Origin of the sequence: Polaromonas sp. (genome assembly GCF_018780625.1) — a bacterium.
GTDB lineage: Bacteria > Pseudomonadota > Gammaproteobacteria > Burkholderiales > Burkholderiaceae_C > Polaromonas.
Genome location: NZ_JADMJK010000064.1, coordinates 1 through 12,183, shown reverse-complemented (window position 1 = coordinate 12,183; position 12,183 = coordinate 1). Strand labels below are relative to the sequence as shown.

13 protein-coding genes and 2 pseudogenes are annotated in these 12,183 nt (G+C 59.9%); 9 read left to right on the top strand and 6 right to left on the bottom strand.

The features are described 5' to 3' along the window. From IV091_RS05925 to nagZ, 9 genes and pseudogenes are all read left to right on the top strand, one after another. Nucleotides 1–605, top strand: a pseudogene (locus IV091_RS05925) (elongation factor 4); the annotation flags it as partial. Next, entirely contained in the window at nucleotides 605–1,582 is a 978-nt protein-coding gene (lepB, locus tag IV091_RS05920; RefSeq protein WP_293466404.1) for a signal peptidase I, read from the top strand. The pseudogene IV091_RS05925 and the gene lepB, both read left to right, overlap by 1 nt. 75 nt (nucleotides 1,583–1,657) lie before the next feature. Further along, on the top strand, nucleotides 1,658–1,999 hold the full coding sequence (locus IV091_RS05915; RefSeq protein ID WP_293466401.1) for a DUF4845 domain-containing protein: 342 nt from the start codon (nucleotides 1,658–1,660) through the stop codon (nucleotides 1,997–1,999). Continuing rightward, complete coding sequence (rnc, locus tag IV091_RS05910; RefSeq protein ID WP_293466399.1) at nucleotides 2,000–2,701, top strand: ribonuclease III; 702 nt, start codon at nucleotides 2,000–2,002, stop codon at nucleotides 2,699–2,701. 43 nt (nucleotides 2,702–2,744) lie between these two features. After that, on the top strand, nucleotides 2,745–3,809 hold the full coding sequence (era, locus tag IV091_RS05905; RefSeq protein ID WP_293466397.1) for a GTPase Era: 1,065 nt from the start codon (nucleotides 2,745–2,747) through the stop codon (nucleotides 3,807–3,809). A gap of 137 nt (nucleotides 3,810–3,946) precedes the next feature. Continuing rightward, on the top strand, nucleotides 3,947–4,696 hold the full coding sequence (gene recO / locus IV091_RS05900) for a DNA repair protein RecO (RefSeq protein WP_293466395.1): 750 nt from the start codon (nucleotides 3,947–3,949) through the stop codon (nucleotides 4,694–4,696). Nucleotides 4,697–4,710: 14 nt separating this feature from the next. Further along, nucleotides 4,711–5,553: a pyridoxine 5'-phosphate synthase gene (locus tag IV091_RS05895; protein ID WP_293466393.1), complete on the top strand. Its 843-nt coding sequence runs from the start codon at nucleotides 4,711–4,713 to the stop codon at nucleotides 5,551–5,553. Beyond that, on the top strand, nucleotides 5,553–5,963 hold the full coding sequence (gene acpS / locus IV091_RS05890) for a holo-ACP synthase (RefSeq protein WP_293466391.1): 411 nt from the start codon (nucleotides 5,553–5,555) through the stop codon (nucleotides 5,961–5,963). The genes IV091_RS05895 and acpS overlap by 1 nt, the downstream gene beginning before the upstream one ends. Before the next feature lie 3 nt (nucleotides 5,964–5,966). Beyond that, nucleotides 5,967–7,037, top strand: a complete 1,071-nt coding sequence (gene nagZ / locus IV091_RS05885) for a beta-N-acetylhexosaminidase (protein WP_293466389.1) — start codon at nucleotides 5,967–5,969, stop codon at nucleotides 7,035–7,037. A gap of 19 nt (nucleotides 7,038–7,056) precedes the next feature. On the opposite strand, the gene IV091_RS05880 is transcribed toward nagZ, so the two are convergent. The 6 genes and pseudogenes from IV091_RS05880 to IV091_RS05855 form a co-directional block, all read right to left on the bottom strand. Next, nucleotides 7,057–7,575 (bottom strand): YgjP-like metallopeptidase domain-containing protein, encoded by a 519-nt coding sequence (locus tag IV091_RS05880; RefSeq protein ID WP_293466387.1) that lies wholly within the window; start codon nucleotides 7,573–7,575, stop codon nucleotides 7,057–7,059. A gap of 110 nt (nucleotides 7,576–7,685) precedes the next feature. Further along, nucleotides 7,686–9,251, bottom strand: coding sequence for a lysine--tRNA ligase (lysS, locus tag IV091_RS05875; protein WP_293466385.1), 1,566 nt, complete (start codon nucleotides 9,249–9,251; stop codon nucleotides 7,686–7,688). A gap of 148 nt (nucleotides 9,252–9,399) precedes the next feature. Further along, nucleotides 9,400–10,059 (bottom strand): LON peptidase substrate-binding domain-containing protein, encoded by a 660-nt coding sequence (locus tag IV091_RS05870; RefSeq protein ID WP_293466383.1) that lies wholly within the window; start codon nucleotides 10,057–10,059, stop codon nucleotides 9,400–9,402. A 129-nt stretch (nucleotides 10,060–10,188) separates the two neighbouring features. Then, nucleotides 10,189–11,061: an acetyl-CoA carboxylase, carboxyltransferase subunit beta gene (accD, locus tag IV091_RS05865; RefSeq protein WP_293466381.1), complete on the bottom strand. Its 873-nt coding sequence runs from the start codon at nucleotides 11,059–11,061 to the stop codon at nucleotides 10,189–10,191. 89 nt (nucleotides 11,062–11,150) lie between these two features. Next, nucleotides 11,151–11,969: a tryptophan synthase subunit alpha gene (gene trpA / locus IV091_RS05860; protein WP_293466379.1), complete on the bottom strand. Its 819-nt coding sequence runs from the start codon at nucleotides 11,967–11,969 to the stop codon at nucleotides 11,151–11,153. Beyond that, nucleotides 11,966–12,183 (bottom strand): annotated as a pseudogene (locus IV091_RS05855) (tryptophan synthase subunit beta); the annotation flags it as partial. The pseudogene IV091_RS05855 and the gene trpA, both read right to left, overlap by 4 nt.

The window sequence follows — 12,183 nt, the reverse complement described above, 5'->3', positions numbered from 1 at the left end:
TCAGTGAGATTCGCGAGCCCATCGTGATCGTGCATCTCTATATGCCGCAAGACTACGTGGGCGCTGTCATGACGCTGGCCAACCTCAAGCGCGGCGTACAGCTGAACATGGCCTACCACGGCAAGCAGGTCATGCTGACCTATGAAATGCCGCTGGGTGAGATCGTGCTTGATTTTTTTGACAAGCTGAAATCCGTGTCGCGCGGTTACGCGTCGATGGACTACGAGTTCAAGGAGTTTCGCGCCTCCGATGTGGTCAAGGTGGATATTTTGCTCAATGGCGAAAAAGTCGATGCGCTGTCCATCATTGTTCACCGCAGCCAGTCGGCCTACCGGGGGCGGGCCGTGGTGGCAAAAATGCGTGAAATCATCTCGCGGCAGCAGTTTGATGTGGCGATCCAGGCGGCCATTGGGGCCAACATTATTGCGCGTGAGACAATCAAGGCTTTGCGTAAAAACGTGATTGCCAAGTGCTATGGCGGCGATATTTCCCGCAAAAAGAAGCTTCTTGAAAAGCAAAAAGCGGGTAAAAAGCGCATGAAACAAATCGGTTCGGTGGAGGTGCCTCAAGAGGCTTTCCTGGCCATATTGCAGGTGGAAGATTAATGCGCGCTGTCATGAGTTCAATCACCGCCGTGGTGCTGGCGGCGTTCGTCGGCTACGGTACGGCTTGGTACCTGGGTGCGGTGGAAGGCAACTTTGCCTTGCTGCTGTTTCTGGCAACCGTGGTTACCGGCATTTACTGGCTGGCTGAGCGGTTCTACTTTTTGCCGCAGCGGCGCCAGGCGGTTGCCGCACTGGAGGCGGCCACCACGGCGCGCAGGGCCGAGCTGGCCAAAATGGGCATCACCCGGGTTGACGACAACACCAGCGAAGCCAAAACGAGGCTCATCATGCAGCCCTGGTGGCTGGACTGGACTGCCGGGTTGTTTCCGGTGATCCTCGTCGTGTTCCTGCTGCGCTCGTTTTTGTTTGAACCCTTCAAGATTCCGTCGGGCTCCATGATTCCGACCCTGCTGATCAATGACCTGATTCTGGTCAATAAATTCCACTACGGCGTGCGGCTGCCCGTCATCAATAGCAAGGTGCTGGACAACCACAGCCCGCAGCATGGCGATGTGATGGTATTTCGTTACCCGCCCAAGCCCAGCCTGGACTACATCAAGCGTGTGGTGGGTTTGCCCGGGGACGAGGTGGCCTACCTCAACAAGAAATTGACCATCAACGGCAAGCCATTGACCAAGACGCCCTTGGCCGACTTTTTTGATGAGGATTCGCTGCGCTACGCCAAGCAGTTCGAGGAAGTCAATGGCGACAAGAAATATCGCTTGCTTAACGACGATGATCGTCCCGCATTCATCCCCGGTGCAGACGACTTTCCATTCAAGGAAAATTGCCGTTACAGTAGCGAGGGTGTCGTTTGCAAGGTTCCTGAGGGTCACTATTTCATGATGGGCGACAACCGTGATAACTCGCTGGATTCCCGTTATTGGGGCTTTGTTCCCGAGAAAAACATTGTTGGCAAGGCCTTTTTCGTCTGGATGAATTTCGGTAACCTCAAACGCATTGGCTCCTTCGATTAATTTTTATCGCCGGGGGCGACCTTCGTCGTGTCCCCATTTCACAGGACTCACAGGCTTTCGGGCCGAGGAAAAGCAATGAAACATCAGGAACGCGGCATTTCCGGCATAGGTTTTCTGTTTGTGGCCGTTATCCTGGCAGGCGCTGGTGTGCTGGTGGCCCAGGTTTTACCAACACTGATTGAATTCCAGGCCATCACCAAAGCTGCCAATAAGGCCGCTGAGGGTGGCACGGTTATAGAGGTACGCTCCATTTTTGACAAGGCTGCGTCCATCGATGACATCAAGTCGATTTCCGGTAAGGACCTGACGGTGAGTAAACAAGGGAGCAAGACCGTTGTCGCTTTTGCCTATACGCGGGAAATCCACATGGCAGGGCCTGCCTACCTGCTGCTCAAGTACGACGGTCAGTCCAAATAAGTGCGCGCCAGTTCCACATCCAGTCCAGATTTGCTGGCCCTGCAGAAACGCCTGCAGCATGATTTTTCAAATCCCAAACTCCTGGCGCAAGCACTGACCCATCGCAGTTTTTCGGCCGACCATAACGAGCGCATCGAGTTTTTGGGGGATTCCGTGCTGAATCTGGCGGTTGCGGGCTTGCTCTATGAGCAGCTCAGCGCGCTACCCGAGGGCGACTTGTCGCGTGTGCGGGCTAACCTGGTCAAGCAGGACACCCTGCACCAGTTGGCGGTGGTGCTGGGACTGCCACAACTGCTGCGGCTGGGCGAGGGCGAAGCCAAGTCCGGCGGACAAAAGCGGCCGTCCATCCTGGCGGATGCGCTGGAAGCGGTGATTGGTGCTGTTTACCTTGATGCCGGTTTCGACAAAGCCGACCAGCTGGTGCGCCGCCTGTTCAAGGATGTCGAAATCAACCCTCAAATGCAGGCGATTGGTAAAGATCCGAAAACTGAATTGCAGGAGTGGCTCCAGGGGCGGAAAATGAAGCTCCCTATCTACCGCGTCATTGGCACCATGGGTGCTGCGCACCAGCAGACTTTCGACGTGGAATGCGAAATCGTTGAGTATGGTCGTGCCGAGCGCGGGATTGGCGGCTCGCGACGCGCTGGCGAACAGGCCGCGGCCACGGCCATGCTGATCTTTGTCAAAACACTTGATTCCTGACCTGGCGCTTGCGAGCGCTGTCACCAAATTCCTTTAAGAAATTATGAGTACCGGTAAAAAAGAATCTAAAACGCCGCTAAAGGCAGCTGCCAAGCGATCGACTCCACCCATTGACCAGGGGCCGGAACAGGACGCGATAGGCGCCATGCTGACCCAGGCGCTGTTGTCCCGTGGGGCTGCAGTTCCCGTCGACAATACCGCGCCAGGCGCCAACATTCCGCCGGTGGGCGAGCAACGTTGCGGCCTGATTGCCATTGTTGGCAAGCCCAATGTGGGTAAATCCACCTTGCTCAATGCGCTGGTGGGCCAAAAAATCAGCATCACGTCGCGCAAGGCGCAGACCACGCGGCACCGCATCACCGGCATGCGTACCCTCGCCGCCACGCAGTTTGTCTTTGTCGACACGCCAGGGTTTCAGACCCGGCATGCCAACGCCTTGAATCGTTCGCTGAACCGCACGGTAGTGGGCGCTGTCAATGACGTGGACCTGATTGTGTTTGTCGTCGAGGCGGGCCAGTTCAACCAGGCCGACGCCAGGGTGCTGTCGCTGCTGCCCGAGAAAATCCCGGCGATTTTGCTGGCCAACAAGTTTGACCTGATCCATCGCCGTGCCGAGATTGCGCCTTGGCTCAAGGAAATGCAAGAGCGTCACAACTTTGCCGAGTTTGTGCCGATGTCGGCCAACAACGCCAAGGATGTCGAGCGGCTGTTCGGCATCTGCGAAAAATACCTTCCGACGCAGCCCTGGATGTATGGGGCTGAAGAGTTGACCGACCGCAGCGACCGCTTCATGGCGGCCGAGATCATTCGCGAAAAGCTGTTTCGCCTGACCGGCGACGAGCTTCCTTACACCTCGACCGTATTGATCGACCAGTACGAGGAAGAGGGCAACCTGCGCAAGATCGCCGCCACCATTGTGGTGGAACGCGATGGTCACAAGGGCATGATCATTGGTGAAAAGGGCGAAAAGCTCAAGCGCATCGGCACTGAAGCCCGGCATGAGCTTGAAGCGCTCACTGGTGGCAAGGTGTTCCTGGAGATCTGGGTCAAGGTCCGCTCAGGGTGGGCCGATGACGAGGCACGGGTCAAGACCTTCGGGTATGAGTGATGGCCCCCACGCTTTTCACTGCGTGTAATGCGCTGCCCCCCGAGGGGCTTGCCCGGCCTTGGGGCGGCCCGGTGGTCAGGCTGGCCCCCGCGCTTTTCATGGCGTGCAACACGCTGCGCTGAACTGAACGCACTGGCTTGGCTACCCAACGCATCAGTGATCAGCCAGCTTACGTGCTGCACCGCTATGACTGGAGCGAGTCCAGCCTGATTCTTGACGTCTTTACGCGGCATTATGGGCGTGTGGCGCTGGTCGCGCGGGGCGCCAAAAAGCCCAGCTCCAGCTTCCGGCCGATTTTGCTGCCCATGCAGTTGTTGCATCTCGCATTCGGCGGAGATGCTGAAATACGCACGCTCAAAAGCGCCGAATGGCAGGGCGGTCATGTCATGCCCACGGGCGATGCCTTGCTGTCGGGCTATTACCTGAATGAACTGCTGATGCGCCTGCTGGCCCGCGATGACCCGCACCCTGCGCTGTTTGATGCCTATTCGGCCACCGTGCAACTGATTGCCAGCCAGAGTGCCGACACCCTGCAACTTGCACTGCGTGCTTTTGAGTTGCGCTTGCTGCGCGACATTGGCCTGCTGCCCATGCTTGATGCCGAAACTGCGACGCTGCGGCCGTTGGGGGCCGACATCCGCTACGTGCTGGTGGCTGAGTCGGGGCTGCGGCAGGCCCATGCGGGCGACCGCGTCAGCCTGCCTGGCGAGCAGTGGCAGGCCCTGCAGCAGGCCTTGGGCCATGACGCCCTTTTTTCCGACACCGTGCGGGCCTGCATTCCCGGGCTGCGTGAACTTAAAACCCAGCTAAGCGGTTTGCTGCACTACCATTGCGGCGTGAAGGTCCTGAAAACCCGGCAAATGATGATGGACCTGCAAGCCCTCTAACCATCCGTACCGCCATGTCACTTTTATTTCGCACTTCCGATCCTTCCAACCCCTTTGTCCCTGCTGCGATAGCGCAGCCTGCACGTAAAACTGCGCTTTCGGTCAATCTCAACAAGGTCGCGCTGCTGCGCAATACCCGTCATCTGGATATTCCCAGCGTGACACGCGCCGCCGAGTTGTGCCTGCAGGCCGGTGCCCACGGCATCACCGTGCATCCCCGCCCGGACGAGCGCCATATCCGCGCCGATGATGTCTACGAACTGGCCGCGCTGATGAAAGATTGGCCTGATCGTGAATTCAATATTGAAGGCAATCCTTTCCAGAACCTGATGGATTTTGTGCGCAACCTCACGGCCAGAGGCTTGCCGCTGCACCAGTGCACCTTTGTACCCGACAGCGAAGACCAGTTCACCAGTGACCATGGCTGGACTTTTCCAGATGACGCCGAACGCCTCCAGCCACTGATCGAGCAGGCCCACGCCCGCGGCGTGCGGGTGAGCCTGTTCATGGACCCGGATCCAGGCGCCATGGCTGCGGCCAGGGCGGTGGGCGCTGACCGTGTGGAGCTGTATACCGAGTCTTACGCCCGTGCCTGGTCAGGGCACGAGAAAAATGAGGTGTTAGACAATTTTGCCAAGGCAGGACGGGCGGCAGTCGCTGTTGATTTGGGCGTGAACGCCGGTCACGACCTGAACCGGGACAACCTCACCGAATTTTTGCGCAGGGTGCCCGGTGTCCAGGAAGTGTCGATTGGCCATGCCCTGATTGCCGATGCGCTGGAACTGGGTTATGCCGCGACGGTGAAGGACTACCTGCGCTGCATTGACGAGGCGTTTGCGCCGGGCGCCGCCGCCTGATGATTTTCGGCATAGGCACCGATATTTGCGACGTGCGCCGCATGCGCGCCAGCCTGGAACGCCATGGCGAGCGCTTTGCCCAGAAAATCCTGAGCGACGGCGAACTGGCGACCTGGCAAGCCCGCAGCGCGCGCTGGCCGGACCGGGGCCTGAAGTACCTTGCCACGCGCTTTTCGGCCAAGGAGGCTTTCAGCAAAGCCATAGGCCTGGGCTTGCACTTGCCGATGCGCTGGCGCGACTGCGAAATCACCAATGTGGCCAGCGGCAAGCCCGAAATTGTGCTGCATGGGGCGCTGAAAACCTGGTTTGAAGCACGCCAGCTCACTGCCCACGTCTCAGTCACCGATGAAACCGATTACGCCGCCAGCTTTGTGGTGGTTGAACATGTCCCTGTTATTCCAACCCCCTAAACCATGACATCTCACGTATCCGAACACGCGCCCCTTATCATCGACATTGCCGGCCTTTCGCTCAGCAAAACCGACCGCCGTCGCCTCAAGCACCCGCTGACCGGCGGCATCACCCTGTTTGCGCGCAACTGGAAAGACCGCCAGCAACTCAGCGCGCTGTGTGCCGAGATCAAAGGCCTGCGCCAGGACTTGCTGATTTGCGTTGACCACGAAGGCGGCCGCGTGCAGCGCTTTCGCACCGACGGTTTCACCCATTTGCCGCCCATGCGCGCCTTGGGTGACGCCTGGATCAAGGACCAGCTCGCCGCGACCAACGCCGCGACGGCCTGCGGCTATGTGCTGGGCGCTGAATTGCGCGCCTGCGGCGTCGACTTCAGCTTCACGCCGGTGCTGGACCTGGACTACGGTGAAAGCGGCGTGATTGGCGACCGCGCCTTCGGCCGCGACCCGCGCGTCGTCACGTTGCTGGCCAAAAGCCTGATGCATGGTTTGCTGCAAAGCGGACTGCGCAACTGCGGCAAGCATTTCCCCGGTCACGGTTTCGTCAAGGCCGACTCCCACACCGCGATTCCCGTCGACAAGCGCAGCCTCAAAAGCATTCTGGCCGACGATGCCGCGCCCTATGAATGGCTCAATACCACCCTGTCCAGCGTCATGCCCGCGCATGTGATTTATCCCAAGGTGGACGACCGGCCCGCCGGTTTCTCCAGCAAATGGCTCAATTTCATTTTGCGCAGCCAGCTTGGCTTTGGCGGCGCGATTTTCAGTGACGACCTGAGCATGGCAGGCGCCCGCCTGATCGATGGCAAGACCGTCAGCTACACCGAGGCCGCCGTGACCGCGCTGAACGCCGGCTGCGACATGGTGCTGCTGTGCAACCAGTCAATAGGGGACGGCAAGCCGGTGGATGAGTTGCTTGACGGCATGGCCGAGGCGCTGGTCAAGGGCCAGTGGGAGGCGCTGGAAGCCAGCGAGTTGCGCCGACTCGACCTGCTGCCCACCACCCCGGCCCATGAATGGGACGAGTTGATGGTGCATCCGGCCTACATGCACGCGCTCGGGCTTATTCCCTGACTTGCCCTGACCTGAGCGCTCAGGCCTGGGTTGACCAGGCCAGCTTGCCCACGGCATCGATGTGGGTCAGGTAGACCCGCAGGTCGAACTCGTACTGGTGGTACTGCGGCTCCATGTGGGTGCAAAGCTGGTAAAAAGCCTTGTCATGGCCTTTTTCCTTGATGTGGGCTAGTTCGTGCACCGCAATCATTTTCAGAAATTCCTCGGGCACCTCCTTGAACAGCGAGGCGACGCGGATTTCGCGTTTGGCTTTGAGCTTGTTGCCCTGCACGCGAGACACCGTGGTGTGCGTGCCCAGCGCATGGGTAATCACCTGCAGCTTGCTGTCAAACGTCACCTTGGACAGCGGCTCCGAGTTGCGCAAAAAATCGTTTTTCAGCCCTATCACGTAGTCGTACAGCGCCTTGTCGGTCCGTACGCCATGCGCGCGCGGGTATTTTTTCAACAGCATCTCGCCCAGCTTGTTCTGCTCCAGCAGTTGCCGCACCTGGACCTGCAGGTTGACAGGATAAGCGGAAAGGTATTTGAGTGGCGTCATGGGTTAACAGGCCTGGACAAGTCCGAGTCGCGGAACCGGCTTTGCCGGGCCGCAGGCGGGGCGGCCCCCTTGGGGGGCAGGGAGCGACACGAAGTGCACGACCGTGGGGGCTAGCTCTCGCGGCGCAGCGCCGGGAACAGGATCACGTCGCGGATGCTGGGGCTGTCGGTCAGCAGCATCATCAGCCGGTCAATGCCAATACCGCAGCCGCCTGTGGGTGGCATGCCGTATTCCAGTGCGCGGATGAAGTCGTGGTCGTAGAACATGGCTTCGTCGTCGCCGCTGTCCATGGCCACCACTTGCGCATTGAAGCGGGCGGCCTGTTCCTCGGCGTCGTTCAACTCGCTGAAACCGTTGCCGAATTCGCGGCCCGTGATGTAGAGCTCAAAGCGCTCGGTCACGCCGGGGTTGGTGTCGCTGGCGCGCGCCAGCGGCGAAATTTCGACCGGGTGTTCACAGATGAAGGTCGGCTGCCAGAGCTTTTCTTCGACGGTTTCTTCAAAGTACAGCACCTGCAGGCTCGCCAGCGACCGGCTGGCAAGGCGGTCCTTTGCGTCTGTCAGCCCGAGCTTTTTGAGTGCGCTGATCAGCCATTCCGTGTCGTCCACCTGGTCGCCGGCTTCGGTGTGCTTGAGGATGGCTTCGCGGATGGTCAGGCGTTCAAAGGCGGGTGCCAGGTCGACCGGCTTGCCGCCATAGGTCAACTGCAGGGAGCCCGCCACTTTCCGGGCCGCCTCCCGAATCAGCGCTTCGGTGAACGTCATCAAATCGGTGTAGTTCCACCAGGCCGCGTAGAACTCCATCATGGTGAACTCGGGGTTGTGGCGAACGCTGATGCCTTCGTTTCGGTAGCTGCGGTTGATCTCGAACACCCGCTCGAACCCGCCCACAATCAGGCGCTTGAGGTAGAGCTCGGGCGCAATGCGCAAGAACATCTCCTGGTCCAGCGCGTTGTGATGGGTTTTGAACGGCCTGGCATTGGCGCCGCCCGGGATCGGGTGCAGCATCGGCGTTTCGACTTCCAGAAAATCATGGGACACCATGAACTCCCGAATGCTGCTGACCGCCTGGCTGCGCGCCATGAAGCGCTTGCGCGTGTCCGCGTCCATGATCAGGTCCACATAGCGCTGACGGTACTTGACTTCCTGGTCCGCCATGCCGTGGAACTTGTCGGGCAGCGGACGCAGGCTTTTGGTCACCAGCCGGATGCTGTCGGCGTGAATCGACAACTCGCCGGTTTTGGTCTTGAACAGCGTGCCCGTCGCGGAAACGATGTCGCCCAGATCCCAGTGCTTGAAAGCCGCGTGAACGTCTTCGCCCACGCCATCGTTGTTGATGTAGACCTGAATCCGTCCGCCCGAGGTCCCGAACGAGGCGTCCTGCAGGGTGGCAAAGCTGGCCTTGCCCATCACGCGCTTGAGCATCATGCGGCCCGCGACATGGACTTTGGCCGCCAGCGACTCCAGTTCTTCCTTGGTCTTGTCGTCGTACTGCGCAAACAGCGCCTCGGCCCGGTGTTCGGGCTTGATGTCGTTGGGGAAGGCTACACCCTTGCCGTCTGCCTGGTGCTGGCGCATGGCCTTGAGCTTTTCGCGGCGCTCAACAATCAACTTGTTTTCATCGTGCGGGGCGGCTGCAACGCTGCCGGCTGCGGTTGGATTTGGCGGGGTGGACATATAAGGTCGGGGTTCCGGAGAAAAGGTGCGAGAAGGAGCGGGCGCTGCGCGCCGGATCCATGATTTTAGGTTTTTAAGTGGCCGTTTTGCCTGTCGACGGGCCTGAAAGGCTATTTGCCTGCAATACAGGGGCGCCGTGACTGGAATTTCAGAGCCCAATACCAGTACGCTCCAGAATATCGCCGACCAGTTCCAGCCTCAGCAGCGGGTTGTCCAGCATCATCAGGCGTTGCTTGAGCGCCATGGGGATTGGCAGCAATTCGCACCAGCGATTGGCGACCCAGCCGCAGTCGTCCAGTTGGTAGGGCGGCAGCATCGGCATTTGTCCGGCGGGTACATCGCGCGCCTGCAGGCTTTGGATCAGCTTGGCCAGCGCAGTTGCGGTGCTCTGCAAGTCGTCAGGGATCTTGATCGACTGGTCGTCCTCCAGCCGCGTCACATCCGCAATCCAGAGACCGTGTTTGAGTTTTTCCCTTTGGGTGATTTCAAAGCGCTGTATCCCCAGGCAACGGATCACCATCAGGCCAGGCTGCGGCACGGAAAACTCGGTGATGCGTGCCAGCGTACCAATGCTGCTGAAGGCTTCGCGTGCAAAACCATCCCCGCTGGCGCCCGAATCACCACGCTGCCGTACCTCCGCGCCTTCGGTCAATGAGACCACGCCAAAAGGCGCACCGGCCTTGTAGCACTTTCCAATCATGTCCAGATAGCGGACTTCAAAAATCTGCAAGGGCAGCAGTCCGCCGGGATACAGCACCGTGCCCAGCGGGAACAAGGGGAGGGAAGTCAGTGTTAGTGCTTCAGGCATGGCATCAGGCATTAAATCGCATCAAATCGCATCATCCCGCGCTCGTTGTGACGCGCACTTCTTGCGCCCGTCAAGCACGCCGGAGCCGCAGGGGTTATTCGCTGAGGGCGAAGATGGCTTGCATGGGTCTTAACTGACGGCGTCTGCCGGTTGTTTGAGCAGCATGGCCAGCGAACTCGCCACCGTCTTGCGCAGTTCCCTGCGGTCGCAGATGAAGTCAATCGCGCCCTTTGTTTGCAGAAACTCGGCACGCTGAAAGCCCGGCGGCAGCGTGACGCGCACCGTCGATTCAATGACACGCGGGCCCGCGAAGCCGATCAAGGCCTTGGGCTCGGCAATCACGATGTCGCCGACAAAGGCAAAGCCTGCGCTCACGCCACCCATCGTCGGGTCCGTCAATACGCTGATGTAAGGCAGGCCTTTTTTTGCCAGGCGGGTCAGCGACGCGTTGGTTTTGGCCATTTGCATCAGGCTCAACAGGCCTTCCTGCATGCGCGCACCACCGGTGGCTGTGAAGCAGATGAAGGGCACTTTTTGCTCAATGGCGGCATGTACGCCGCGCACAAAGCGCTCGCCCACCACGCTGCCCATGCTGCCGCCCATGAAGTCGAATTCGAAACATGCCACGACGACGCCAATGCTGTGCACCGCCCCGCCCATCACGACCAGCGCATCGGTTTCGCCGGTATTTTCCATCGCCTCTTTCAGGCGCTCGGGGTATTTTCGGCTGTCCTTGAACTTGAGGGCGTCAACAGGAAGCACTTCCTGGCCCAACTCATAGCGGCCTTCGGCATCCAGGAAAGCATCCAGCCGCGCGCGCGCGCCAATGCGGTGGTGGTGGCTGCACTGCGGGCAGACGTTCTGGTTTTTTTCCAGATCGGTTTTGTAGAGGACAGCTTCGCAGCTGGGGCATTTGATCCAAAGGCCTTCCGGCACACTACGGCGCTCGGTCGGGTCAGTGGGGCTGATTTTGGGCGGGAGGAGTTTTTCTAACCAAGACATGGTGTCAGTCCTTGTTGTGTGGTGCCGCATGGAAGCTGCAGGCGCAAGTCGAAAAGCGCAATGGTGCGCTGGCGTTGGTGGTTCAAAGGTCAGTCCAGCGCGGTACGAATTTCTTTCAAGAAGTCACGGGCAACGGCTGCCACTTTGTCACGTGGCTGGTTTTCAATCAGCTGGATGATCTTGCTGCCAATCACCACGGCGTCCGCCACCTTGCTGATGGCCTTGGCCGTGGCGGCATCGCGAATGCCGAAGCCCACGCCCACGGGAACGCGCACATGCCGGCGAATGCGCGGCAGCATGGCTTCCACGGCATCCACGTCCAGCGCGCCGGAGCCGGTCACGCCCTTGAGCGAGACGTAATACACGTAGCCGCTGGCAACCTCGGCGACTTGGGCCATGCGCGCGTCTGTACTGGTGGGGGCCAGCAAGAAGATCAGGTCCATGCCATGGGCGCGCAGCCTGGCCGCAAATTCCACGCATTCTTCGGGCGGGTAGTCCACGATCAGCATGCCGTCCACGCCGGCCTCGGCGGCATCGCGGATGAAGGCGCTTTCGGTGCTGCCCCCGCCATGCTTGATGTCGTAGCGCTCGACCGGGTTGGCGTAACCCATCAGCACCACGGGTGTCGTGTTGTCCTGGCGGCGGAAGGTGCGCACCATATCGAGCACCTGGAGCAGACCGATGCCCTGGGCCAGTGCCCTTTCGCCGGCTTTCTGGATCACCGGGCCGTCGGCGCTGGGGTCGGAAAAGGGCACGCCCAGTTCAATCACGTCGGCGCCGCCCACCACCATGGCGTGCATCAACTCGGGCGTGATGTCGGCATAAGGGAAACCTGCCGTGACGTAGGGAATCAGCGCTTTGCGGCCTTGGGACAGCAGTGCGTCCAGGGTGCGTTTGATGCGGCTCATGGCTTGAACTCCACGACTTGTGCGCTGCCTTTGATGCTCTGGCCGTGGCAGGAGGGGCGGCAGTAAAAGTCGGCGTTCGACAGGTCGGCCACGGTGCCGATGTCCTTGTCGCCCCGGCCTGAAAGGTTGACCAGAATGCTCTGGTCGCTGCGCATGGTCTTGGCCAGTTTCATGGCGTAAGCCACGGCATGGGCCGACTCCAGCGCCGGAATGA